The following is a 24,064-nucleotide window of genomic DNA, read 5'->3' as shown; positions in this document are numbered from 1 at the left end:
TAGTTAGGACAAATATGATGTTAATTACACAGGCCAGACTTTCCGATTCAGAAGAATTATTGGCATTACAAAAGTTGGCTTACCAATCCGAGGCCGAACTCAATAATGATGATAATATTCCACCGCTTACCCAAACTTTAACGTAATATATCGAAGAATTCCCCCAAAGATTGATTCTAAAAATTGAAAAAAATGACCATATTATCGCCAGTGGTCAGGCTTATATTGAGAATAACACCTGTTATATTGGACGTTTAATTGTACACCCCGAATTTCAAGGGCAAGGATTAGGTTCAGCTATTTTAGATCAATTAGAACAAGAGTATTCATCTGCGAAACGCTTTGAATTATATACCGGAGAAAAAAGTATCCGTAACCTTCAACTTTACCAACGTAAAGGCTATCGAATTTTTAAACAGGAAGTTTTAGGGAAAACCACGGTAATCTTTTTGGAAAAGTTTTAAATCTAGCACGACATAAAGACAAAATTTAAAAATCCATACCCAGCTTTAATAGAAAGATTTAAAAAAAATCTTTCTACAACCCCAACTTGCCAAAAATATCCGGCGTTAAAAAAGTCATTACCAGCTTATTCAAATCAATATAGCGCAAAGTGCCCTGTAACTGTTGGCGCACGGCCGGATCTTTAAGAATATCCTCACCAGCTTGACGACCCAATTCCTGAAAGCTCTCTGCCACTGCCTGTACGCCATCGCTTTGGATCACGGCTTTGGTTTGTGCTGCACACTGCTCGACAATCACACGTTGTAAGACCTGTGCCAACTTTTGATCAAGCTGATTTTTTTGCTCGGCAGTGACATTGCTAAATGCTGCAAGATCGGGATGTGCAGACAACGCCACAAAGGTCCATTGTAATACCGCAGTTTTATCGCTTGCTGTGGTCGCTTTCACCAGACAATCACTCAATTGATCGACCGACGGACTTGCCATGGCAACTTGTGACGTCCCCAACACAGCAACAGCCAAACAAAAAGAACGACTTAAATGAGAACATTGGCGACGAACAATGCCATAAACATGACCTAACATAGCGCTGACTCTAATAAAAATTCTATCCCTTTGTATCACAGCCTTCCACATTTCACCACTTACAACTGTATCGCCTGAGTATCCCAAAAATGCCATCCACAAAATCAGTGCTACAACAAAGTAATCTGTTCTAAAAATAGTGGGCAATTTTTTAAAAATACGCCCTGCTAAAACCGAGCCATGTTAAAAATTTTCATCACATTTACCGCTTAAATTCTGCTAGATTTTAAAATCATCAATTTAATTTTTAGAAAAGTATGACATCAAAATTATATCTACCGCTATTATTTGGATTATTGGCTACGATTCAGCCTAGCCATGCCGACGTTGAAACCTTTAAACCGAGCTTCCCTACATTTTATAATTCATCAGCGGAACGAAAAGCCAATAATCAACTTTACTATCTTGGTGAAGCAAAATTTCAGAATCATGTTACAGTGCCTTTTTATGGTGTAACGGCGGAAAATCCTGCTGATGGTGATGGAGAAAGGCTGATTAGGGATTTTCACAAATGTACCACTCAAACTTGCGACTTTAAATTTAAACTTGATGCCAGTCAGGCCAAACAGCTTAAATTACTTGCCTTACCAAGTATTGGTCTAACGCTGGTACCACGTCACTGGCAGGAGATTCAGTCCAATGCAGGCGCAAATGGTACTGGCTATGCCCTCATCATGAGCCCGGATCATCAACAGGCCATTGAACTGTCAGACTCAGCATTTTGTGTCGGTTGTGGTATGCGTCCAGCCACTTTATTTTTTCCCAAATTATTAAAACAGAGTGTGGAATATGAATATGGTGGCTATCAGGATCGCAATAAATTATTAACTGTGGTTTATCCGACAAAAAATGTAGCATTTTTTAGCTATCAAATTCCTGGACTTCCATATAAAACCCACGGTGTTGCCAAATATCAGGATGATGGCGATTTTAATTTCAGGAATATTCAGGTGATTTTGAATCCAGAACAAACAAATCAACAACAAGCACTAGTCAGAACAATTTTAAATTTTTATCATTATACTCATTAGGCTTGGTCCGCCATTCACTATGCTTAAATCGTATGATGAACGGCCGACCGATTGCCTATATTATTTTAAAATTGACTCAAAAGCTTTTAAACGTTTATAAATCGACAATAATTCAATAATGGTTTTCCATGAACTAATCAGATATTGAAATGATTCACGCACCTTGCCAAAGACACCACCAATCTGGTTAATCAGCCCCAAGGTCATTTTCCCAGAGGCAATGGCAGGAAATAACACCACAATACTGTATAGAATATCCAGTTGTTTATACCAAGTTGCCACCAAATTAAAATAGGCATAATGAAAATAAAGGCGGAAATAGTTTTTACGGATTCTGGAAAATAATTGCTTTAACGTGGCAGGCTGGGCACGTTCCTCATGATCTTCACCATAGACCAATTCCTTACGGTATGCTGCTTCGACTTTTTGGTTATTAAATTCCAGTCCGGGTAACTTGATCCCGACCGCCATTAGCAAGACTGTACCAAAAACTGCCCAGACAATCGCTGCCCAGACCAGTGAATGCTCAACGGCACCAAAGATCGGTAATTCCGGTACATGCTTGGACAATTGAAATAAAATTGGCAGGAAAGCAATTAGAATCATCACAGCTTTGACCAGTTCAACACCTAGATCTTCCATAATGGTGGCAAAGCGCATGGTGTCTTCCTGTACCCGCTGTGATGCCCCTTCGACATGACGCAGTTGATCCCAGTGCTCGGTATAATATTCATTCATTGCGGTACGCCAACGAAAAATATAATGACTGACAAAAAATGAATTGATCACCGCGAGTGTCACCGCAACCATGGCTATATAGAGAAAGGTTAAGGTTTCACGATATAAATCTTCAATATTACCCCCCCCTTCAGAGAGCATCTTCTGGATTAAATCCCAAAACGGCACATACCAAGCATTGACCGCAACACTGACCTGAACGCCAAACCAAATATTAAACAGAATAAAGGCAGAACCCCAGATTGACCATTTTTGCCATTTGTTATCGGAAAAAAACCGCCAAAACCCGGCAAAAAGTGCTGTCGCCAGCAAAAACCACAGATAAAACCACAGGGAAGATGCCGTCCAGAATCGGCTTACACCCACAGGTGATGCAATCTCTGCATAGCCTTTGGGAAAGCCTAAATACTCTCCCCATGCATGACCACCGCTATGCCACAAAATCAAATTAAAAATCATCCAGACAAGAACACTGATAAAAAACAAACGGGGGGATGGAAAAAATGATTTAAACATAGATGGCTAATAATCCCTTGATTTATACATCGGACATTGGCTGTTGCATATCAGCACTGTAAGATAATCTTATGGATTTTGGAATCCGGCAAAATACAATTTTTTAAAGATTTTTTGGTGATGTACATAGAAAATACCGTCATAAGAAATTTATAATCCATCAGGCAATTTGGACTTCATCATTTCCCGACGATCAATTTTTTCGCCATCAACAATAAATGTGCCATCACCAACGGCGTGACAAGTGCGTTTTTCAGGACGTGAATGGTCATAATAGGCAGCCAGTCCTTCCAGCACAATAATATGATAAGGTTCGATTATATCCACTACTTTACATTCGATATTGGCCACACACTCCTTAATTAAAGGCGCATATATATATTTGGCTGGTTCTTTGCTAAAACCAAATTTTTCAAATTTATTGGTATCTGCCCCGGAACATGTTCCGACCCCAATCACGCGATCCAGTAAATCAACCGTTGGAATGGCAAGTGTACATTCCCGATTTTTACTTAATGCAGCATAAGAATAATTCCATTCGCCTGTGCTAATCGCAAAAGATGCAGGAAAATCCAGAACCATACTCCATGTTAAAGTCATAATATTGCTTTGTTGCCCATCCTGTGTGGTAAGTAAAATTAGAGGGCCAGACTCTAATAAAGTAAAGGCTCTCGTCAGCGCTAATTGGTCCATGCTTTTCTCCGCTACACTAGGATGCTTCATTTGAAGAATAGATATTGCGAAGCTCAAGCCATGCGATCATCATTCAAATGCTCGAGGTAAAATATTCAAACATGATCTCCTCTGTTATGTATGCTGAAAATGTATAAATCATGTCATTGTTTCTTAAATAGCCGCCGCTTGATAAGACATTAATTCGGTCTGAATCCAGTCAATAAATTTTTGTATCAGGATAGAAGAATTCTGACTGGAATGAACCAGATAATAAGAGCGACGACCTTCCAATTTTTTAGGAGAAACGATCACCAGTTCTTTTTTTAATAGTTCTTTTTCAATCAGCATTTGCGGGATAAGTGCCATGCCCATGCCATGACTTGCCGCAACGGCCAGCATGGTGAACAATTCATGCCGCTGTCCATCATAAGGCCGAGCATGCATAATATGATGCATTTGAAACCATTCCTGCCAAATGGTAGGGCGAGTCGTTTGCTGCAAAAGCGGCAATTGAATGAGTTGATCGGCACTTAAATCATAGCTGTATTCATTGATTTTTTTTGCCTGTGGAAAATTCTTATCAATTAAATAAGGCGCGCAAACTGCCACGACATCTTCTTTTAATAAATGATGGGCGGTGGTTCCCGGCCAGTGCTCAATTTGTTGTTGTGTACCGGTATATATTGCCGCATCAAAAATATTTTCATTAAACAAAAAAGGTTTGGTACTGGTTTCCAAATGAATGGTGATTTCCGGATAAATAGCATTAAAACCATGTAATTTAGGCAGTAACCATCGTGTTGCAAAAGTCGGTACAACGCCGAGTTTGAGTGTTCCACCCAGTCCTTTATGCGACATCATGTCCAGTGTGTTTTGTTCCAGTGCCAGTAATGGCGCTTTGATATTCTTATAATATTGTTCTCCGGCCGGGGTCAGCTCTACACCATGCCGTGTGCGGGTAAATAATTCAACTTGTAAAAACTGTTCCAGTTGTTGAATCTGTCTGGAAACAGCACTTTGGGTAATACAAAGCTCCTGTGAAGCATAAGTATAGCTGGCATGTTTTGCAGCCGATTCAAAGCATAGCAAACTTTGCAGCGAGGGGATTTTGCGACGCATCGATAAATTCCTTTTATCTGGTCTAGATATGACATCATCACATATCTCTCGATTATCCTAAGCGATTTCTCTGGTTAATCTCCATATCTTTAACCCATTAATAGCAAATAATGCAATTCATAACACTGATCCGCAATTCAGATATGAGATATTGGTATATCTGCATGCAAATTTATCGTTTGAAAGTGCGTCCTGATCTTCGTAGCATCATCTGACAACGATACAAGATCATTTTTTGCAGAGGACGCAATGAATCAAATGACTCAGCCCAAACATGGCAACAAAGTTCAATTCGACTGGCAGGATCCATTCTTACTGGAACAGCAGCTTAGTGAAGAAGAGCGCATGATTAAAGACACAGCATACAGCTATTGTCAGGATAAACTCTTGCCTCGCGTTCTGGAACAATTCCGTCACGAAAAAACTGATCCAAGTATTTTTCGCGAAATGGGTGAACTGGGATTATTAGGTCCGACCATTCCGGCACAATATGGTGGTTCAGAATTAAATTATGTCAGCTATGGTTTGATTGCCCGTGAAATTGAACGGGTTGATTCTGGTTATCGCTCGATGGCCAGCGTACAAAGTTCTCTGGTCATGGTCCCTATATATGAGTTTGGTACAGAACAACAAAAACAAAAATATTTACCCAAACTTGCCACAGGCGAATATATTGGCTGCTTTGGTTTAACCGAACCGGATCATGGTTCTGATCCCGGCAGCATGATCACCCGGGCAAAAAAAGTCGATGGTGGTTACCGTCTGAGCGGGGCCAAAATGTGGATTACCAACAGTCCCATTGCCGATGTATTTGTGGTATGGGCCAAGGAAGTTTCCGCAGAAGGTAATGTCGGAGAAATTCGCGGCTTTATTCTGGAAAAAGGCTGGCAAGGGCTTTCTGCTCCGGCGATTCATGGCAAAGTCGGATTACGGGCTTCCATTACTGGTGAGATTGTAATGGATAATGTTTTTGTCCCGGAAGAAAATGCCTTTCCAGAAGTACGTGGTTTAAAAGGGCCATTTACCTGTCTAAACAGTGCCCGTTATGGCATTGCCTGGGGTGCAATGGGTGCCGCAGAATTTTGCTGGCATACTGCCCGTCAATATACACTGGATCGCAAGCAATTTGATCGACCCTTGGCAGCAAATCAATTGATTCAGAAAAAGCTTGCCGATATGCAAACAGAAATTGCTCTGGGTTTACATGCAGCTTTACGTTTTGGTCGCATGAAAGATGAAGGAATCGCTGCAGTAGAAGGAACCTCCCTGATCAAACGTAACAACTGTGGCAAGGCATTAGATATTGCCCGACTGGCACGTGACATGATGGGTGGCAACGGTATTAGCGATGAATTTGGTGTCGCACGTCATCTGGTCAATCTTGAAGTGGTCAATACCTACGAAGGTACACATGATGTACACGCTCTGATCTTAGGTCGTGCACAAACCGGCATTGCTGCCTTCGCAAATTAATTTCTTATTTTTTTAATTCCTAAAGTGCTCTACCAAGAGCGCTTTAAGTGCGTTATGTCTTTAAAACAGTAAATACACATCAAGGAATCATCGTAAATTTATTTTAACAGCGATTTTCACCTTACTTTCCTGAGTAAAACGGCAAAACCATATTCAGAGCATGCTCAGGCGAAAAAATTTGCGATGACTCATTTAGGACAAATGAGGTAAAAAATGAACAATGAAGTTCCAACAGTAGCAGAGATCAGCAAATATTCTCTCCCCGCCAATGTCGGCACTTTCGAGAGAATCGGTGTACATACATGGAAATGGGCATTCTTATTTGCCTATTTCGCCATGGTAGTCGATGGTGTAGACATCATGCTGTTATCGTACAGCCTGACCAGTTTAAAAACCGAATTCGGTTTATCCACCTTTCAAGCCGGCGCTCTAGGCAGTGCATCATTAGCCGGCATGGGAATTGGTGGCATTCTAGGCGGATGGGCATGTGATAAGTTCGGCCGAGTACGCACCATTGCCAGTTCGGTTACCTTCTTTTCAATTGCCACCAGTATTCTCGGTTTCACCCAGAGTTTTGAGCAGTTTATGGCTCTACGCTTTATTGGCGCATTAGGGATTGGCGCCCTGTATATGGCATGTAATACCCTGATGGCAGAATACGTTCCGACCAAATATCGCACCACGGTTTTAGGTACCCTACAAACCGGACAGACCGTGGGCTATATTGTTGCCACGCTTTTAGCCGGAGCGATTATTCCGGATCATGGCTGGCGTGTATTATTTTTTATTACCGTTATTCCGGCTTTTATTAATATTTTCCTACAACGGTTTGTACCTGAACCAAAATCCTGGCAACTCACCAAGATCAAGGCAGCGCAAGGCACGCCAGCGCTTGAAAAGACCAGAGTCAAAGAAAGGCCTCGCAAAAGTAAGAGTATTTACAAACAGATTTTTATCAATTTTAAACATCGTAAAATGTTCTTATTGTGGATGACCACTGCATTTTTCCTGCAATTTGGTTATTACGGTATTAATAACTGGATGCCAAGTTATCTGGAAACCGAAGTACAGATGAACTTTAAAAATCTAACCAGTTATATGGTTGGCTCGTACACTGCGATGATTCTGGGTAAAATTATTGCAGGCTATCTGGCAGACAAATTTAATCGTCGTGCAGTATTTGTGTTTGGTACCATTGCCAGTGCCATCTTTTTACCGATCATCATTTTCTTTAATACGCCTGACAATATTCTATATTTACTGATTACTTTTGGATTTCTTTACGGTATTCCTTATGGCGTAAATGCCACCTATATGGCGGAATCATTCTCTACCGATGTGCGTGGTACAGCCATTGGCGGTGCCTATAATATTGGCCGTGTCGGTGCGGCAATTGCACCGGCAACCATTGGTTTCCTTGCTTCCGGCGGCACTTTTACCATGGCGTTTATTGTTATGGGTGCGGCTTATTTTATTGCCGGTGTTTTACCCGGACTATTTATCAAAGATCGTCAATACGATCCACAACATTCATAACTCACCTTGTCAGGAAGGTCATGCTTTGCCTTCCTGCAAATCTGATTGAAGGAAAATATTATGGGTGCATTACAGGGAATTCGTGTACTGGATTTAAGTCGGGTATTAGCCGGCCCATGGTGTGGGCAAGTCTTAGCCGATCTAGGTGCAGAAGTCATCAAAATTGAACGCCCAAATCTGGGCGATGATACCCGTATGTGGGGGCCACCTTGGATGAAAGATGATAAGGGACAATTCACACGGGAATCCGGTTATTATCAATGTGCAAATCGCAATAAATATTCGGTTGCCATTGATATTACCAGTTCCGAAGGACAGGCACTGATTCATGAAATGGTGAAAACGGCAGATGTGGTGATTGAAAACTATAAGGCAGGCTCATTAAAAAAATATGCGCTGGATTATGAAACTCTTCAGGCGCTCAATCCCGGATTGGTTTATTGCTCTATTACGGGCTTTGGTCAAACAGGTCCGCGCGCAGAACAGCCCGGCTATGATTTTATCATTCAGGGCATGTCCGGATTAATGAGCATTACGGGTGAATCTGATGATTTACCTGGTGGCGGTGCCCAGAAGGTTGGCGTAGCCGTGGTCGATATCCAGACCGGTTTATATGCCACCATTGCTATTCAGGCTGCCTTACTTGCCAGACAACATACCCAGCGCGGGCAATATATTGATCTGTCACTACTCGACGTACAGGTTGCTGCGCTGGCCAATCAGGGAATGAATTATCTCAGTTCTGGCATTGCACCCAAGCGCATGGGGAATCATCATCCGAATATTGTTCCTTATCAAACCTTTAAAGCCAAAGACAAAGAATTTATTCTGGCCTGTGGCAATGATAAACAATTTAGGGATTTATGTATTGCCATTGGCAAACCAGAACTTCTTGAAAGCGAAAAATATTTGCGTAATCAGGATCGGGTGAAATATCGTGATGAATTGGTTACTTTACTTACAGATTACTTTCTGACTAAAAATGCACAGGATTGGGTAGATGTCATTGATACAGTAAAAGTGCCGGTAGGCATCATTAACTCAATCGCCGATGCCTTACAAGAACCACAAATTCAGGCCAGAGATTTAGTGGTTGATCTGCCTCATCGTTTAAACCAGCAATTTAAAGTCATCGGCTCTCCCATCAAATTATCAGATACACCAGTGGAATATCATCATGCGCCTCCTCAATTAGGTGAGCATACCCAACAGATATTATCGCGCTTTAAATCAGCAGAGGAACTTGCCCGATTAAAACAGCAAGGTGTGATTGATGGCAAAATTGCCTGACGTTTTTAAATAGCGGGAAGATTGAGAATGGCAGCAAGATAGACCGAATCAGTGTAGGCTGATACGGTCTTTTAAAGGCAATCTATTATTCAGCCCTGAATTAAACTTTTAATTTTTTCTACAGTCTGCAATGGATATTCCAGCGGGAACATATGTCCACCCGGCACCACGGTATAGGGAATCCCCAGCTTCTTTTGCGCCTGTTGTGGAAATTTTTTCTTTAGGAATAAACTTTCTTGCCCGACTACCAAATGCACAGGAACTTTCGGTTTAGGTTGAGGCAGCCACCACAAGGACGGATTTTTTCTAAAGATTTCCACCTCAACAGCTTTGGGAATCGTCAGTGTTACCCCACCCTGTTGTACATCTTGTGTTAAGCCGTAGCAAATATAATCATCAAAACATTGTTGATTAAACCCTTTAAAAAATCCCCGTGTACGTAGCAAACTGGCTGCCTGTTCGCGACTGTCCCAATGATCACGACGTCGTGATGACAATCCTGCCGGGGTCATTTTATCCACCAGTTTTGGACTAAATAATTTTGCCACATGAAAGGCAAAAGAGGATTTCCCCATAATCAGTGGAGGATCCAGCATAATCACTTGCGAAATCAAATCAGGGCGTAAATTGGATGCCATAAAACTTAATAATGAACCCAATGAATGACCAACTGCAATGACCTGACGACCTTGTGCTTGTGTTTCAATACTATCAATGACCTGCTGAACCAGTAACTGCCATTGATCAGTGACCGGATAATGCGGATCGGTACCAATCAGCGGGACATAAATAATGTCAAACTCATCTGATAAGGCATCAAATAATTTTTGATAGGTTTGAGATGGGATTCCATTGGCATGAGCAAAGTGAATTAATGGTTTCATGGCGATTGTTCTTCATTTTTAGACCTGATGCTTATCTTCCTCTTGAACGTATTCAACATTCAAGAGGGAAAACTGACAAGTTTTATATGGTAATTTTTATACAGATGGCATGATTAAACCAGCGATGACCAAACAGGTTACTGCAAGTTTGGCTGCGACTGGGTTTCTACCTGCTGCGAAATGGACTGACCAATGCCTTGACCAATGGAAGTTCCCATTTTACCAAGCAAAGACTCAAATGGGCTGCGCTGTATGGTGTAATCCACTTTCTTATCCACGTTCAATTCACGGGCAAGTGTGGTGATATTGCCGGTTTTATCCGCCAGTCCCAGCTTGATTGCTTGATCGCCGGTCCAGAACAAACCAGAGAAAAGATCTGGTGTATCGGCTTTTAGACGATTACCACGACCCGCTTTGACGGCATCAATAAAGTGTTGATGCACATTATCCAGTAATGCCTGTACATGCGCTTTTTCGGTTGGATTGATCGGTTTGGTCATACTCAGCAATGCCTTATGATCACCGGAAGTCATGGTACGGTCTTCAACACCCAGTTTTTTAGCCAATTCAGAAAAACCATAATTGGGCATAATTACCCCGATCGAACCGACAATACTTGATGGATTGACATAAATTTCATCTGCGGCGGAGGCAATATAATATGCACCCGAAGCACCGGTATCACCAATCACCGCATAAACTTTTTTATCCGGATGCTGTTGTTTCTGATAACGGATTTCTTGCCAAATTTCATCTGATTGTACTGGTGAACCACCGGGTGAATTAATATTTAATACAACAGCCTTGCTATTGCTGGCCTCAAACGCACGCTTTAATGCCTTGTTGGTATCCTGACTATTGACACTGTTGGGGTCATTGGCAATAGTCCCTTCAATATCAACCACAGCAAGATGCGATTCGGATACCATGGGGCCACCATCCACTTGACCACTCACACTACAGCTTTTACCCATTGCTACGATAACAATAAGCAAATAAGCAAATGTCAGTAATTTGAAAAAGATCCCCCATCGACGACTACGCCGCTGTTCTTCAACAGAAGCCAATACCGCTTTTTCAAGTATTTTCCATTCTTGTCCGGTCGCTTGTTCGGACGTTGATGTTTTTTGTTGTTCAATAGGAGGTTTTGGTGGCCATTCCGACATGAAATTTATCCCAATGATTAAAAGCCATTACTCTAACAGGTTGTCAAAAATCTTGCATAGATAATCGACTTATCACACCTAAATTTAGACAAATAAGTTTATAATGTGAAAATATTGACATTTTTTCTTTTTTTATGATGCAGAAACAATTAGATGGCTTGGTAACCAGCATGCGTTTTATCAGCAAGTTACCCTTAAAACTATTACAAACTTGTGCCACAGGCATAATTGTACTGGTTACTAAAATTATTCCAGTAAAAACACCCCGATATGCCAAGCTTAATATCGAAATTGCGTTTCCCGATGCTTCACCTGAAAAAATACAACAGATTTATCAATCTTCGGCCATCAATGAACTAAAATCCTATTTTGAATTTATTCATATCTGGGGCAACCGTACCGAAAAAAATATTGCCATGGTTCATTCTGTCACGGGTGAAGAATATTTACATGAAGCACTGGCAGCCAAACAGGGGATTGTTTTAATTGTGCCACATTTCGGCACGTGGGAAATTATGAATGCCTGGGTTAGTCAATTTACCCCGATGACCATTATGTATAAACCCCTAAAAAATTCAGCAGTGAATGAATTTGTTTTACAGGCACGCAGCCGTGAACAGGCACATCTAGTTCCCACCAATGAAACTGGGGTTAAGCATATATTCAAGGCGCTTAAATCTGGTGGCATTACGGCAATTTTACCAGATCATAGTCCGGATCATGGTGGTGAACTCATCAACTGGTTTGGCGTTCCGCTTCATTCCAGCCAGTTAAGTGCCAAAATGATTCAAAAAACCAAAGCCAAAGCCCTATTACTCTATGCCCTGCGTAATGAAAATGAAGGCTTTGATATGTTTATTGAACCAATGTCGGCTGAAATTTATGACACCAGTAAAAATGGCACATTACTGATTCATAAAACCATGCAGGCATTGATCCAGCGTTATCCGGAGCATTACCACTGGAGTTATAAACGCTTTAAGGCCAATCCCGCCACCTCTGCCCTGTACACCCTTCCAAACGACAAGGCACTCGCATTAATTCGCCAAATCCAGACGCAAAGCAGTACTTTTGGGTAATAACCACTGTCGTGTGGCACGTGCACTACGCCATGACCAGATGGATTGATGCTGTTCTAATTCAATATGAATCGCACCTAAATCTGCGGTATTCACATAAGCAATATTCAATGCCTGTAATCGGGCCAGTGTTTCAGGCGTAGGATGTCCATAGCGATTATCAAAGCCTGCCGAAATCACAGCCAGTTTGGGATTAACCTGCGCCAGAAAATCATAGGCAGAACTATGCCGACTACCATGATGGCCAAGCACCAAAATATCAGCAGTTAAATCAGGATAATCCTGCAACAGATAAAATTCACCTTCCCAGCCCAGATCGCCCATCACCAAAATCTTAAACGGTTGTCCCAACATTTGTGTTTGAATCAATACCACACAGGAAGATTCATTCTGATTGTGCCGTGAATAATTTTCTTTTGGAAAAAGAATCTCTACTTGGACGTCATCCCATTGCCAGGCTTGCCCCTGATCGCAACGTATGAAGGGAACCTCTGGATAATTGGTCAACACTTTATCATAGCTATTACTGCGTAACTGTTTGACCCGAATATGATCAATCACCGCGGCTGCGCCACCACTATGATCCAGATCTAAATGTGACAATAAAATCTCATCCAATGAACGTATGCCCTGACTGCGTAAAAATGGCACAATTACCCGATCTCCCATCGATGCTTGTCCTTCCTGCCAAGCTGGTCCACCCGTATCAATCAATAGCTGATGATTTGCTGTTCTAAGCAACGTTGCCTGCCCTTGCCCGACATCCAAAATATCAAACTGTAATAGCGCACGCTTTTGTGGAATAAACGTCAGCAAGATGAAAAAAGCTGCCCAATATCGGGGAATCAATCCTTTGGGTAAAGAAATCAATATGATGCCAATGCTTAGACTGAGCAAACCAAAAACATTAAGATAGCTTGGCAGATACAACCACGCTGCAACAGGTTGCAAAAGCAATAAAACATGATTAAACATCGCCAGCAAAAAAGCGGCCATCGACCAGATCAGATGTCCAAGACTCGGAATAATCAGCCAGATCAACGCAGCAATAATATCAAGCGGTACAATCACCAGACTTAAAAATGGAATGGCAATTAAATTGATCACAGGTGAAATCAACGAAACCGCCTGAAACTGCCATAACACGATAGGTAAAAGCGCAATAAAAATACGCCACTGCGATTGCCATAACAGCGCAATCAAAATCTTAAAACGTTCAATTACACCAAGAGAAGGATCTTGCTGTTTCGCCTGAACTTGCTGATAGATCAATAAAAGAATGGCCGAAGCCCCAAAAGACAACCAGAATGCTGCCGATAAAATCGCAAAACAATCCCACCATAGCACTACACAGGCAGCACATAACAACGTGGTAAAAGGAGAAATCCTGATCCGTAATAACAATGCCAAACTACAGATGAATACGATAAGCCATGTACGCACGGCCGGAATTTCAAATCCGGTAAATGCCACATAAAAACTGACACAAGCTAAAAAGATCGGTAAATAGACATAAGGTTTTGGGATATACTGATAAAGATTGCGACATATGCCACGTCGCATCAATGCATGTAAAATCTGCATCAAAAGCCATGTCAACATGGCGGCAAGAATCAACACATGCGGACCTGAAATTGCCAGTAAATGGCTGATGCCCATCATCTGATACAATTCAATGCTATCTTTACTGATCCCGCTACGATCCCCAGTCAATAAACCCAATAATAGCGCTTTATTTTGATTGGCAGCCGTATCACTCACCAATTGCTGCCGATAGCTCAAGCGTAACTGTTCAATCCATAACTGCCACTGTGCCAAAGGCCGTTGTTGCTCCACCACAAAACGATACCAGCCCATACGCTGGATTTCATCTGCACTTAAAGGCTGGCTATACAGAACAGTCGCTGTGCCATGGATGCCGTTTTGTAATAGCCATTTTTCCTGATCAAAACCACCGGGATTAACATAACCATGCGGCGGTTTAATATCGACAGTGACCTGATAAAACTGACCCAGCTGTAATTTTTCTGTGCTTAAGCCAATCGCCTCACCTACTGCATTATAAATCCGCTTTGGATAGAGCAATATTTTTAAACTTTTCTTTTCATTGGGAATTAATAATTCGGCATTTTGTCGCCAATTTTCCAGTTTTCCATCACTGATACTTTGAATATAAACAATGCCGTCCACTGTTTGTCTGTAATGCACTTCATCGGCCAGTCGTTGCTTCAATTGGTGATCGGCATAGGACCAACCCAAGGCAAAAATAGAAAGCACGGCAATGCTTTTTAACAAAAATGAAAGAATAAAATAAGATCGGGAATAATCCTTAAACCAGAGTAGATAATAGAGAATCAAGGCAAAAAATAAGGAAAACCACCACACTGATGCATGGCAATATTGAAAAAAACTTTGCGTCAATCCAATACAGCTGATCGCAGCAATCCATCCGATACATAACCATCGAATCATTATTATGGCTACTCAATTTGTTTTTGTTGTTCACACATCATTATCGTGTGTATTGATTATTTTGATATTAACGTAATTTTAATGCGTGTTAAATGTTCTGTTATCCATTCAGATTTAATAACACGCTTTTGCTAAAACTTTTGCCAAAAAAGCGAGCTTAATTTTCAAACCAGCGACCATCTCGCATCTGTAAGATACGATCTGCGGATTTTGCCAAAGACTCGTCATGGGTTACGACCAACATCGCCATATTATGTTCTTTACGCAATTCGGTCAGTAAGTCAAAAATCCCTTCTGCGGTATGGCGATCCAGATTTCCTGTCGGTTCATCGGCCAGTACCAGTTCCGGCTCTGTCACCAGCGCACGGGCAAGTGCCACACGTTGCCGCTCACCACCGGAAAGTTCGCCGGGCTTATGGGTCAAACGATGAGATAATCCGACCTGATCCAGCAATTTTTCAGCTTTTTGTTTGACCTGCTTAAACTCGGTACCTTGGCGTAGCATCAACGGCATACAGACATTTTCCAGTGCAGAAAATTCCGGTAATAAATGATGAAATTGATAAACAAAACCCAAATGCTGATTACGCAAATTACCGCGTGTGGTTTCATCAAGATGATCAAAACGTTGACCATTCAGTATGACTTCACCTTTGCTAGGACGATCCAATCCACCAAGTACATGTAATAAAGTACTTTTACCCGAACCACTGGCACCAATTACCGCAACAAATTCACCCCGAAGCACCTCCAGATTGATGCCTTTTAATACCTCGACCTGATTGCGGCCATCATCAAAACTACGATATACATCTTTTGCTGCAAGAATCACCTGACCACTCTTGATATGACTACTCATAGCGTAAAGCCTCCGCAGGTTGAATTTTTGCTGCACGTAGCGCAGGATAAATGGTCGCAAGGAAACTCAAGATCAGAGATAAACCAACAATCACAAATACATCTCGCCATAACAATTCCGATGGCAAATAGTTAATAAAGTAAGCCGCAAATAAATTTAAGCCGAGCACATTATTAATCCAGCCCAAAATACCACTGATTGATGTTGCCAGAATGACCCCAAGCACTGCACCCGACAATGTTCCAATCACACCAATCACTGTGCCCTGTACCATAAAAATACGAGTAATCGTAGCCGGTGAAGCACCCAGCGTTCTCAAAATAGCAATATCGGCTTTTTTATCGGTCACCACCATCACTAGGGATGAAACGATATTAAATGCTGCCACCAGTACAATCAAAAACAGTAGCAGACTGACCATGGCCTTTTCCATTTGAATGGCACTGAATAAATTGCCATGCGTGTAGGTCCAATCAGAACCATAGAAATAAGGTGGCAAATCTTTTAACACACTCTGAACCACTTCCGGTGCCGCAAAAATATCATCCAGTTTTAGCCGAATACTTTGTGCGCCATTGGGTAAACGCAATAAGGTCGATGCATCATTTAATGAGATATAACCCATCATGCCATCAACTTCTGCACCAATACTAAATATCCCGACAATGGTAAAGCGTTTAAAACGGGGGACTACACCAGCAGGTGAAGGCGTGGCTTCAGGTAAAACCAGCGTAATTTTATCGTGCAGTTGTAATCCCAAGGCATCCGCCAGAGATTTACCCAGAATAATGCCATACTCGCCATCTTTCAGATCATTCAGTGAACCTGCAACCATATAATCCTGAATGATTGAAACCTTGGGTTCATATTTGGGATCAATCCCGTTGACCAGAATACCCGATACCTGTCCCTGTGCAGTCAACATCCCCTGTAACTGGGTAAAAGGTGCTGCACCTTTGACATGCGGATATTTTTCCAGTGCCGGAATCATCTCCTGCCAATCCGTCACGATATGACTCGACGAGACAGTCGCCTGTGGCACCATACCCAGCACACGATTTTTGAGTTCACGGTCAAAACCATTCATCACCGAAAGCACAGTAATCAATACAGCGACGCCAAGCATCAAGCCGATCATGGAAACCAGTGCGATAAAGGAAATAAAATGATTACTGCGTCGAGCCCGAGTATAACGCAGCCCAACAAATAGCGAGATCGGTTTAAACATACGACCTTATATCCAGAGTTTAATTTCTATATTTATAGCTTTTGGGAAAATAACCTTACAGCCATATCATCTTTGCGCAGAATGTTAGCATGATAAATTATCGTACTTGCATAATTCAAACAAAACTCTTTAAATTTAAAGGCAATTTGAAGTGAAAGAAATATTCAATATCTTTTCGGGATCATTTATTTTGATACCAAGCGCAACTTTGCACTGATATCCCGCCAAAAATACAGTGCTATTCCGATGAAAATCACCATGACACCGGCATAAGTGGTAAAAGTCAGATGTTCATGATTCAATGCAGCCCCAATCACCAAGGCAATAATCGGCGTTAAAACTGTGGTGAGTGACAAGGTCGTGGCAGAAATATTTTGCACCAGTTTAAAATAGCAGAACATGGCGACAATAGATGCCATTATCACAGTATAAAACAGTGCCAGTATGGATTTTAAAGATGGCAACTGTGTGGGAAAATCCTGCCAGATAAAAGGCACTATACAGATCGCCATGACTGTTGAGCATAGAATTGAGCCTGTGGCCTGAGCAAAAGGCGTGACGTTGGCATTGACCTTTTTCACCAGATAAATTGATAAACAATAGACCGAAACACTCATCAGCATCAAGGCGATCCCATACAAACTAAAATGCATGGATTGTTGCGCAAATAAACAGATACTACCCAAGCCCAACAAGGCAATACACATGCCCAGCCATTGCACCGCACTTAATCGTAGTGAAAACCATAATACTCCGATCAAACCTGCAATAATCGGCGCCAAACCAAACATCAGCGCAATAATGCCCGATGACAAATAAGCTGTTGCCATGTAGGTAAATGTTTGCGAAACAATCAGGCTACAACTGCCCGCCAGATAACTAAGCCATGCCTGACGATGTAAAGGCAAAGGCGATTTAAACAGCCACAAGACAAAAAAGGTTAAAGGCAACGCCAACAAGAAACGAAAGACCATAGACCAGAGTGCAGGCATACTTTCCACACTCCAAACAATCGCCAGTGGTGTAGACGCCCAGATAAAAACCAGAATGATATAAGTAAATATGGCATTTTGTTTGCTAATCGCCATTTATACATCCCATCTTAATATGATCAATTTGTCTTTAATCCTAATGTTCGATCTTTGTTTTTTGTATTTGCTTACGAATAGTTTGTTCCAGTGCATTGGAAAATTCGCGTTTATCCCTGATATTCATCGGTGCAGGACCACCGGTTTGCACGCCGGCACCGCGTAAAGTATCCATAAAATCGCGCAAATGCAACCGGGCCTTAATATTACTTTCGGTAAAAATTTCACCACGTGGGTGAATGGCAACACCACCCTTTTCAATCACCTGTGCAGCAAGCGGAATATCCTGTGTTACCACAATATCATTGCCCTGCATTTTCTCAACAATGGTTTTATCCGCCTCATCCGCTCCGGATAATACCTGTAGGGTATTAATACGTGTAGAACGGGGAATATTCAACGGTTGATTGGCGACAAAAATAATATTCAGCATAAACCGATCAGAAGCACGTAAAATCACGTCTTTTAGGACATTGGGCAAAGCATCAGCATCAACCCAGAGCTGGAATTTTGGTGTGGTGGACATGGTAATCAAAAAGTAAATCAAACAAAATTGTCCTCATTGTATATGAGTTTTTATCAACGTCCTGTTTTTTCTTTTAGTCAGTGACCTCTTCCGTCTTTACCCCATCATTATCAATAAAACCCATATTTTTGCTCATTTTTTCAGCAAAAATCATTTGAATTAATAATTTGTCTTTAGCAATAACTTTTTAGCTCTTGAAAAAACTGTCCTTTCCCTTATTTAATAGAAAGATAACTATTTTTAAATATTGGATCATTATGAGCAATCAACAACCTGAAACCATCGCACTGAACTGTGAAAATTTTGGTGGTCATGCCGAACACTGGAAAATCATTACGGCAACACCCGAGCAGGACGTGGGAAAATGGTTACATCAGGCGTTGGATCAAGCCAGCTCACCAATGGGATTATGCAAAACCGAGCAGGATTTACCCGAAAATGTCTGGCTGTTGCTGGGTCCGCAACAAAATATCCAAGTTGCACAAATCGTCGATGTCGAAAATAATCGTCCAAAATCATTAAAAACAGCTTTTCCGGTATTTCAAAGTCCCTACAAGATTCAGGCAAAAATTACCCGTATTCTGGCATGTACTGACAATCATGAAGCAGTGTTAAGCGTAGAGCTAGAAAATAGCAGTGTGATTTATGGCTATGACACCTTATACGCTGTTAATCAGCAACAATATCATGCCAATCAATCCTATGATATTGAAATCAATGCCTGGGCCTACGCACTCGAAGCAGTTCCAGATAAAGAGACCATGCTGATTGAAGATCCTGTAGCGATTCGTCATCATCGTGCCTTAAATGACATTTTGGCCGACCATCACGGCGAGACACCTGATAATTTACAAGAATTACTTGCCGCATGGCAACCCACCTCACCCGATGATGAACTGCCTGTTACGCTGGACATTTCCAAAATGGTGGCCTATCTCTATGGCGAAACAATGGGACAAGAAGATGAAGCTTGGTTTCAGGGCGATATTGTAGGTAAAACGTCATCACAATTTATGGACAGAAATTTTGTTCTATATGACGTTGCATTGATGCGGGAAGAAAAATCCAAACCGGTCATTGTGCGTATTGCATATCCAGAACAACAGCAACAATTTGAAATTGGTGACTATATTCGCGGGAACATCTGGATTCAATTTAAAATTTATGATACAACTACAACTTAAGTATAATTTTTATGCAGTAATGACAAAGGCATAACAATGAAAAGTAATGTCCAACAGCCTCAGCGTGTCGTCGCACTCTCTTTATCCGGCTTAAAAGTTGACAAGTTCGCTTGTCTGTTTTTTATCTTAGGAATAATGATCAGTGCGTGGTTTCTACATCGTTTTATTTTTTAAGCATAAAAAAATCGGCATATATACCGATTTTTTTATGTTTTTAAATTTTAGATTTAGCCGTTTTGACGGGCAAAGTCTTGCATAAATTCGACCAAAGCTTTTACACCCTCTAATGGCACAGCATTGTAAATGCTAGCACGCATACCGCCCACCGAACGATGCCCTGCCAAATTAAGCAAATGACGTTTTTCTGCTTCTGCCAAAAAGGTTTTTTCCAGATTTGCATCCGCCAAGGTAAACGGTACATTCATTAATGAACGATAGTCCTTGGCAATCGGGTTCTGATAAAAACCACTCTCATCAATATAGTCGTACAATAATTTTGCTTTTTGCTGATTGATTTGATGAATGGCATCTACACCACCCTGTGCCAGTAACCATTCAAATACCAGTCCGGCGAGATACCAAGCATATGTTGCAGGGGTATTGACCATGGAGCCATTTTTGGCTTGATCTGCATATTTTAAAATACTTGGAATTTCAGGTTTTGCTTGATCCAGTAAATCCTCACGGACAATTACCAGTGTTAAACCAGCAGGTCCAATATTTTTTTGTGCGCCGGCATAAATCAAACCAAATTTTGAAACATCAATCGGTGCAGATAAAATACTTGAAGATAAGTCGGCAACCAAAGGCACAGCCACATCGGGAATAAAGGGAAACTGAATGCCACCAATAGTTTCATTCTCGGCATAGTGCACATAAGCCGGATTATCAGATAAATTCCATTCATTTTGCGCACGAATGGCTTTTTTACCATCAAGCTCAGTTCCAGCTTCAATCACCTGAATATCGCCATAACGCTTGGCTTCTTTTAAAGCTTTTTCTGACCAGATTCCGGTATGGATATAATCGGCTTGTTGATTTTTACCCAGTAAATTCAGTGGAATCGCAGAAAACTGTAGGGAGGCACCACCTTGTAGGAAAAGTACTTTGTAATTTTCTGGAATATTTAATAAGCTACGAAAATCCGCTTCAGCTTTTTCAGCCACAGCAACATAATCTTTGCTGCGATGGCTCATTTCCATGATGGACAGCCCTTTACCATGCCAATCCAATAACTCTTGTTGAGCTTTTTCCAATACGGCTGTCGGTAAGGCAGCAGGACCAGCACAGAAATTATAAGCACGCATGAGATTTCCCTTAAACTTAAATGAGGTGATTAAAGACGGCAATGATAAAGACGGCTATTTAAACATAATTTGAGTTGTATAGAAAATCAGTTATATCTATCATTTTCGTGATTCTTATCACGCAAAGGTTACAAAACTATATAAAACTGTGCCAAGCAAATCTACTCTCCCTCTCTCCTTTGTTAAGTATAAGTAAATAATTAGATCACTTTTTGACCATTTTTTCATATTTCCACACAATTCTTTTTGTAAGTATGGGATTTTTTTCACATGAAAGTTACAAAATCAGATTTATTGTTTCGGGTATACAACATTTTGTTAAGCGACTGTCAAAAGACTTCATAATTTCTGCATTTTCTCCTAGCATTCGTTCAGTAGCGAATGTTGATGCCAAATACATTCTGCAACTTGCCTATCCTCAAGCTATCGCATAGTTATGCATCTTGAGTGTAGTCAATTACTTCTAATATCGTTAAAAGGATGACACATATGAAACTCGTTCAAGCTATACTGATTAGTGGTTTATCTGCATTATCAATTTCTGCATTTGCAGCTGAATCTCAGGAAATCACCCAAGACCCAGCAACACTTTCTAGCCAAGCAGAAGTGGAAGCTGGTACACAACAACCTGTGATTGTGACCACACAAGCAGATGGCACACAAGATCCGAATGCTGTTGCTGCCCAACCACAAAGTGAACATCCAGCCTCTCAAGATGCTGCAATCGAAGATGAGCAAAACAAACAAGCGCAGGAATAATTCCCCCTCCTCCGAACGTTTGTTGTGTATAAAAAGGTTGAGATGCCCCCATCTCAACCTTTTTTTATTATTAAGTTTTTATAAAAAAAAAGATCATGCAGGGATGCATGATCTATAAAATGGTGGCTATGACGGGATTTGAACCTGTGACCCCAGCATTATGAGTGCTGTGCTCTAACCAACTGAGCTACATAGCCAAAAAACTGTTTGCGCATTATGTTGATTTCTCAACACATCGTCAAGAAAAAAATAATTAAAAATTTGGTGAAGTGAGCCGATAAGCCGGGTTCTGTCGAGAACGATCATTCCTCTAGGCATGCAATTACTCACATGCTCAAGCAACCTACCCGAATCCGATGCGGGTCACACCTAATGGATTCCTATTTGGTCTTGCTTCAGGTGGGGTTTACCTTGCCATGCACTGTTACCAGCCATGCGGTGCGCTCTTACCGCACCCTTTCACCCTTACCGAAATCCCTCCCAGCCTCCCTTTTAAAAAGGGAGGAGTTCCCCCTTTAATAAAGGGGGATTAAGGGGGATTTTGGCGGTCTACTCTCTGCTGCACTTGCCGTCGGCTCACGCCGCCCAGACGTTATCTGGCACCTTACCCTTTGAAGCCCGGACTTTCCTCCCCTGTTTTAGTCACAAAGACCTCCACAGCAGCGATCGTCTGGCTCACTTCGGCGCACATCTTAGCAAAAAAATACCGTTTATGCGCTATTTTTTTCGGATAATATCCTTTGATACTTCTGGAGCAGTTGTTGCTCTGTTTCTTTATGCGCAGGATCCAGCGGAATACAATCCACCGGACAAAACAAAGCACATTGTGGCTGGTCAAAATGTCCCACACATTCGGTACACAGGTCAGGATCAATCTCGTAGATATCCTCACCCATGTAAATGGCTTCATTTGGACATACAGGTTCGCAGACATCACAATTGATGCATTCATCTGTAATAATTAAAGCCATACCTATTTCCTATTTACCAGCCTTGCTGATGCTTGAGTGCAAATGCTTCACACACTGCCTTGGGTACAAATTTGTTGACATCGCCTTTTAATCGGGCAATTTCACGCACCAATGTCGAAGAGATAAAAGAGTATTGTTCAGAAGGTGTTAAAAATACCGCTTCAAACTGATTATCCAGTTGCCGATTCATATTGGCAAGCTGAAATTCGTATTCAAAATCAGATACCGCCCGCAAACCACGCAATACTGCTGTGGCTTTTTGTTCTTTAAAAAAATTCACCAGCAATCCATCAAAACCAACAAACTCGACATTGGAAAGATGGCTTAAAGATTGTTTTGCCAGTTCAACACGTTCATCTAGCGAAAACAATGGCTTTTTATGATGACCAATGGCGATTGCGACCACCACTTCATCAAACATTCTGGATGCACGAGTAACAAGATCAACATGACCATTGGTAATTGGATCAAATGTACCTGGATAAATGACTCGAGTTTTAACCATTGCAGAGAGGCTCTTTGAAAAATCTTTTATATTCTAACAAAAACTTGATTTTTTAGCTAAAGTCCTTATTGAAATGTTATGATGAGTGGTTTACTGCATTAATATATTTTGGAAGATTTTCTTTTTATGGCTAATGTTAAAGTCGTTAAAAAAAACAATGGTGGTACGATTGCACAGAATAAACGTGCACGCCATGATTATTTTATCGAAGAAAAATTTGAAGCTGGACTGGCATTACAGGGCTGGGAAGTCAAATCCTTACGTGCCGGACGTATGAGTCTGGTCGAAAGCTATATTATTTTAAAAAATAATGAAGCCTTTTTATTTGGCGCACAAATACAGCCTTTGCTCTCGGCTTCTACTCATGTGGTTGCTGAAGCCAACCGTACTCGTAAACTATTACTGAATCGCCGTCAGATTGACACATTACTTGGTGCTGTCAATCAAAAAGGCTATACCTGTGTACCACTGGCCTGTTATTGGAAAGGTCATCTGGTCAAGCTGGAAATTGCTTTGGTGAAAGGCAAACAGTTACATGACAAACGTCAGACTGAAAAAGATCGTGATTGGCAAAGAGATAAGGCAAGGATTTTTCATAAATAAACTGG

Annotated in this window: 25 protein-coding genes, 1 tRNA gene and 1 other RNA gene; 11 read left to right on the top strand and 16 right to left on the bottom strand. The window is 41.3% G+C overall.

Features of this window, described 5'->3' with window-relative positions; genetic code table 11:
- Positions 1-17 precede the first annotated feature (17 nt).
- Entirely contained in the window at positions 18-146 is a 129-nt protein-coding gene (locus CRO21_RS17805) for a hypothetical protein (RefSeq protein ID WP_265734860.1), read from the top strand.
- A gap of 24 nt (positions 147-170) precedes the next feature.
- A complete protein-coding gene (locus CRO21_RS09090) occupies positions 171-464 on the top strand; it encodes a GNAT family N-acetyltransferase (RefSeq protein WP_213064416.1) in 294 nt (97 codons plus the stop codon).
- A gap of 73 nt (positions 465-537) precedes the next feature.
- On the opposite strand, the gene CRO21_RS09085 is transcribed toward CRO21_RS09090, so the two are convergent.
- The gene (locus CRO21_RS09085; RefSeq protein WP_097079005.1) at positions 538-1,050 is read right to left on the bottom strand and encodes a hypothetical protein; all 513 of its coding nucleotides are present in this window, start codon (positions 1,048-1,050) and stop codon (positions 538-540) included.
- Between the two features lie 257 nt (positions 1,051-1,307).
- On the opposite strand from CRO21_RS09085, the gene CRO21_RS09080 reads away from it, so the two are divergent.
- A complete protein-coding gene (locus CRO21_RS09080) occupies positions 1,308-2,081 on the top strand; it encodes a DUF4850 domain-containing protein (protein ID WP_097079004.1) in 774 nt (257 codons plus the stop codon).
- Positions 2,082-2,141: 60 nt separating this feature from the next.
- Here the strand turns inward: CRO21_RS09080 and sbmA are convergent, their stop codons facing one another.
- The 3 genes from sbmA to CRO21_RS09065 form a co-directional block, all read right to left on the bottom strand.
- On the bottom strand, positions 2,142-3,335 hold the full coding sequence (gene sbmA, locus CRO21_RS09075) for a peptide antibiotic transporter SbmA (RefSeq protein WP_097079003.1): 1,194 nt from the start codon (positions 3,333-3,335) through the stop codon (positions 2,142-2,144).
- A 150-nt stretch (positions 3,336-3,485) separates the two neighbouring features.
- On the bottom strand, positions 3,486-4,028 hold the full coding sequence (locus CRO21_RS09070; protein ID WP_097079002.1) for a flavin reductase family protein: 543 nt from the start codon (positions 4,026-4,028) through the stop codon (positions 3,486-3,488).
- A gap of 153 nt (positions 4,029-4,181) precedes the next feature.
- Positions 4,182-5,129, bottom strand: a complete 948-nt coding sequence (locus CRO21_RS09065) for a LysR substrate-binding domain-containing protein (RefSeq protein ID WP_097079001.1) — start codon at positions 5,127-5,129, stop codon at positions 4,182-4,184.
- Between the two features lie 258 nt (positions 5,130-5,387).
- Here CRO21_RS09065 and CRO21_RS09060 point away from each other — a divergent pair, with 258 nt between their 5' ends.
- The 3 genes from CRO21_RS09060 (at position 5,388) to CRO21_RS09050 (ending at position 9,428) form a co-directional block, all read left to right on the top strand.
- Positions 5,388-6,602 (top strand): acyl-CoA dehydrogenase, encoded by a 1,215-nt coding sequence (locus tag CRO21_RS09060; RefSeq protein ID WP_097079218.1) that lies wholly within the window; start codon positions 5,388-5,390, stop codon positions 6,600-6,602.
- Between the two features lie 213 nt (positions 6,603-6,815).
- The gene (locus tag CRO21_RS09055; RefSeq protein ID WP_097079000.1) at positions 6,816-8,138 is read left to right on the top strand and encodes an MFS transporter; all 1,323 of its coding nucleotides are present in this window, start codon (positions 6,816-6,818) and stop codon (positions 8,136-8,138) included.
- Positions 8,139-8,198: 60 nt separating this feature from the next.
- Entirely contained in the window at positions 8,199-9,428 is a 1,230-nt protein-coding gene (locus CRO21_RS09050) for a CaiB/BaiF CoA transferase family protein (RefSeq protein ID WP_097078999.1), read from the top strand.
- 89 nt (positions 9,429-9,517) lie between these two features.
- Here the strand turns inward: CRO21_RS09050 and CRO21_RS09045 are convergent, their stop codons facing one another.
- A complete protein-coding gene (locus tag CRO21_RS09045) occupies positions 9,518-10,312 on the bottom strand; it encodes an alpha/beta fold hydrolase (RefSeq protein ID WP_097078998.1) in 795 nt (264 codons plus the stop codon).
- 137 nt (positions 10,313-10,449) lie between these two features.
- Entirely contained in the window at positions 10,450-11,478 is a 1,029-nt protein-coding gene (gene sppA, locus CRO21_RS09040; RefSeq protein ID WP_097078997.1) for a signal peptide peptidase SppA, read from the bottom strand.
- 170 nt (positions 11,479-11,648) lie between these two features.
- On the opposite strand from sppA, the gene CRO21_RS09035 reads away from it, so the two are divergent.
- Positions 11,649-12,557, top strand: a complete 909-nt coding sequence (locus CRO21_RS09035) for a lysophospholipid acyltransferase family protein (protein ID WP_265734859.1) — start codon at positions 11,649-11,651, stop codon at positions 12,555-12,557.
- Here CRO21_RS09035 and CRO21_RS09030 read toward each other — a convergent pair.
- From CRO21_RS09030 to CRO21_RS09010, 5 genes are all read right to left on the bottom strand, one after another.
- A complete protein-coding gene (locus tag CRO21_RS09030) occupies positions 12,516-15,029 on the bottom strand; it encodes a DNA internalization-related competence protein ComEC/Rec2 (protein WP_097078995.1) in 2,514 nt (837 codons plus the stop codon). The genes CRO21_RS09035 and CRO21_RS09030 overlap by 42 nt on opposite strands.
- Before the next feature lie 157 nt (positions 15,030-15,186).
- Positions 15,187-15,888, bottom strand: coding sequence for a lipoprotein-releasing ABC transporter ATP-binding protein LolD (gene lolD, locus CRO21_RS09025; RefSeq protein ID WP_097078994.1), 702 nt, complete (start codon positions 15,886-15,888; stop codon positions 15,187-15,189).
- On the bottom strand, positions 15,881-17,116 hold the full coding sequence (locus tag CRO21_RS09020) for a lipoprotein-releasing ABC transporter permease subunit (RefSeq protein WP_097078993.1): 1,236 nt from the start codon (positions 17,114-17,116) through the stop codon (positions 15,881-15,883). The genes lolD and CRO21_RS09020 overlap by 8 nt, the downstream gene beginning before the upstream one ends.
- A 185-nt stretch (positions 17,117-17,301) precedes the next feature.
- Positions 17,302-18,204, bottom strand: a complete 903-nt coding sequence (locus tag CRO21_RS09015; RefSeq protein WP_097078992.1) for a DMT family transporter — start codon at positions 18,202-18,204, stop codon at positions 17,302-17,304.
- Positions 18,205-18,244: 40 nt separating this feature from the next.
- Positions 18,245-18,730, bottom strand: a complete 486-nt coding sequence (locus tag CRO21_RS09010) for a YaiI/YqxD family protein (protein ID WP_087621753.1) — start codon at positions 18,728-18,730, stop codon at positions 18,245-18,247.
- A gap of 257 nt (positions 18,731-18,987) precedes the next feature.
- Between CRO21_RS09010 and CRO21_RS09005 the strand changes: the two genes are divergently transcribed.
- Positions 18,988-19,914 (top strand): hypothetical protein, encoded by a 927-nt coding sequence (locus tag CRO21_RS09005; protein ID WP_097078991.1) that lies wholly within the window; start codon positions 18,988-18,990, stop codon positions 19,912-19,914.
- Positions 19,915-19,950: 36 nt separating this feature from the next.
- A complete protein-coding gene (locus CRO21_RS17550) occupies positions 19,951-20,088 on the top strand; it encodes a hypothetical protein (RefSeq protein WP_171294016.1) in 138 nt (45 codons plus the stop codon).
- A gap of 53 nt (positions 20,089-20,141) precedes the next feature.
- Here CRO21_RS17550 and serC read toward each other — a convergent pair whose 3' ends face one another.
- Positions 20,142-21,221 carry a 3-phosphoserine/phosphohydroxythreonine transaminase gene (gene serC / locus CRO21_RS09000; RefSeq protein ID WP_097078990.1) on the bottom strand — a complete coding sequence of 360 codons (1,080 nt, stop codon included), beginning with the start codon at positions 21,219-21,221 and terminating at the stop codon, positions 20,142-20,144.
- A gap of 489 nt (positions 21,222-21,710) precedes the next feature.
- Between serC and CRO21_RS08995 the strand changes: the two genes are divergently transcribed.
- Positions 21,711-21,980 carry a hypothetical protein gene (locus tag CRO21_RS08995; protein ID WP_097078989.1) on the top strand — a complete coding sequence of 90 codons (270 nt, stop codon included), beginning with the start codon at positions 21,711-21,713 and terminating at the stop codon, positions 21,978-21,980.
- Between the two features lie 120 nt (positions 21,981-22,100).
- Here CRO21_RS08995 and CRO21_RS08990 read toward each other — a convergent pair.
- The 4 genes from CRO21_RS08990 to coaD all read right to left on the bottom strand — a co-directional run bounded on the left by CRO21_RS08990 (position 22,101) and on the right by coaD (position 23,456).
- Positions 22,101-22,177, bottom strand: a tRNA-Met gene (locus CRO21_RS08990).
- A 65-nt stretch (positions 22,178-22,242) separates the two neighbouring features.
- Positions 22,243-22,662, bottom strand: an RNA gene (rnpB, locus tag CRO21_RS08985) — RNase P RNA component class A.
- Between the two features lie 28 nt (positions 22,663-22,690).
- On the bottom strand, positions 22,691-22,951 hold the full coding sequence (locus CRO21_RS08980; RefSeq protein WP_097078988.1) for a YfhL family 4Fe-4S dicluster ferredoxin: 261 nt from the start codon (positions 22,949-22,951) through the stop codon (positions 22,691-22,693).
- Between the two features lie 13 nt (positions 22,952-22,964).
- Entirely contained in the window at positions 22,965-23,456 is a 492-nt protein-coding gene (coaD, locus tag CRO21_RS08975) for a pantetheine-phosphate adenylyltransferase (RefSeq protein WP_087621767.1), read from the bottom strand.
- A gap of 126 nt (positions 23,457-23,582) precedes the next feature.
- On the opposite strand from coaD, the gene smpB reads away from it, so the two are divergent.
- On the top strand, positions 23,583-24,059 hold the full coding sequence (smpB, locus tag CRO21_RS08970; protein ID WP_097078987.1) for an SsrA-binding protein SmpB: 477 nt from the start codon (positions 23,583-23,585) through the stop codon (positions 24,057-24,059).
- The last annotated feature ends 5 nt before the right edge of the window (positions 24,060-24,064 follow it).

This window comes from Acinetobacter puyangensis (assembly GCF_900096995.1).
GTDB classification, from domain to species: domain Bacteria; phylum Pseudomonadota; class Gammaproteobacteria; order Pseudomonadales; family Moraxellaceae; genus Acinetobacter; species Acinetobacter puyangensis.
The sequence above is the reverse complement of the archived record's forward strand: the minus strand, read 5'-3'. Positions and strand labels throughout refer to the sequence as shown.

Bases quoted from the DNA above. Each gene is read 5' to 3' on its own strand.
- CRO21_RS17805 (WP_265734860.1), top strand. From the start codon at position 18: ATGTTAATTACACAGGCCAGACTTTCCGATTCAGAAGAATTATTGGCA.
- CRO21_RS09085 (WP_097079005.1), bottom strand. From the start codon at position 1,050: ATGTTAGGTCATGTTTATGGCATTGTTCGTCGCCAATGTTCTCATTTA.
- CRO21_RS09080 (WP_097079004.1), top strand. From the start codon at position 1,308: ATGACATCAAAATTATATCTACCGCTATTATTTGGATTATTGGCTACG.
- sbmA (WP_097079003.1), bottom strand. From the start codon at position 3,335: ATGTTTAAATCATTTTTTCCATCCCCCCGTTTGTTTTTTATCAGTGTT.
- CRO21_RS09070 (WP_097079002.1), bottom strand. From the start codon at position 4,028: ATGGACCAATTAGCGCTGACGAGAGCCTTTACTTTATTAGAGTCTGGC.
- CRO21_RS09065 (WP_097079001.1), bottom strand. From the start codon at position 5,129: ATGCGTCGCAAAATCCCCTCGCTGCAAAGTTTGCTATGCTTTGAATCG.
- CRO21_RS09060 (WP_097079218.1), top strand. From the start codon at position 5,388: ATGACTCAGCCCAAACATGGCAACAAAGTTCAATTCGACTGGCAGGAT.
- CRO21_RS09055 (WP_097079000.1), top strand. From the start codon at position 6,816: ATGAACAATGAAGTTCCAACAGTAGCAGAGATCAGCAAATATTCTCTC.
- CRO21_RS09050 (WP_097078999.1), top strand. From the start codon at position 8,199: ATGGGTGCATTACAGGGAATTCGTGTACTGGATTTAAGTCGGGTATTA.
- CRO21_RS09045 (WP_097078998.1), bottom strand. From the start codon at position 10,312: ATGAAACCATTAATTCACTTTGCTCATGCCAATGGAATCCCATCTCAA.
- sppA (WP_097078997.1), bottom strand. From the start codon at position 11,478: ATGTCGGAATGGCCACCAAAACCTCCTATTGAACAACAAAAAACATCA.
- CRO21_RS09035 (WP_265734859.1), top strand. From the start codon at position 11,649: ATGCGTTTTATCAGCAAGTTACCCTTAAAACTATTACAAACTTGTGCC.
- CRO21_RS09030 (WP_097078995.1), bottom strand. From the start codon at position 15,029: ATGATTCGATGGTTATGTATCGGATGGATTGCTGCGATCAGCTGTATT.
- lolD (WP_097078994.1), bottom strand. From the start codon at position 15,888: ATGAGTAGTCATATCAAGAGTGGTCAGGTGATTCTTGCAGCAAAAGAT.
- CRO21_RS09020 (WP_097078993.1), bottom strand. From the start codon at position 17,116: ATGTTTAAACCGATCTCGCTATTTGTTGGGCTGCGTTATACTCGGGCT.
- CRO21_RS09015 (WP_097078992.1), bottom strand. From the start codon at position 18,204: ATGGCGATTAGCAAACAAAATGCCATATTTACTTATATCATTCTGGTT.
- CRO21_RS09010 (WP_087621753.1), bottom strand. From the start codon at position 18,730: ATGTCCACCACACCAAAATTCCAGCTCTGGGTTGATGCTGATGCTTTG.
- CRO21_RS09005 (WP_097078991.1), top strand. From the start codon at position 18,988: ATGAGCAATCAACAACCTGAAACCATCGCACTGAACTGTGAAAATTTT.
- CRO21_RS17550 (WP_171294016.1), top strand. From the start codon at position 19,951: ATGAAAAGTAATGTCCAACAGCCTCAGCGTGTCGTCGCACTCTCTTTA.
- serC (WP_097078990.1), bottom strand. From the start codon at position 21,221: ATGCGTGCTTATAATTTCTGTGCTGGTCCTGCTGCCTTACCGACAGCC.
- CRO21_RS08995 (WP_097078989.1), top strand. From the start codon at position 21,711: ATGAAACTCGTTCAAGCTATACTGATTAGTGGTTTATCTGCATTATCA.
- CRO21_RS08980 (WP_097078988.1), bottom strand. From the start codon at position 22,951: ATGGCTTTAATTATTACAGATGAATGCATCAATTGTGATGTCTGCGAA.
- coaD (WP_087621767.1), bottom strand. From the start codon at position 23,456: ATGGTTAAAACTCGAGTCATTTATCCAGGTACATTTGATCCAATTACC.
- smpB (WP_097078987.1), top strand. From the start codon at position 23,583: ATGGCTAATGTTAAAGTCGTTAAAAAAAACAATGGTGGTACGATTGCA.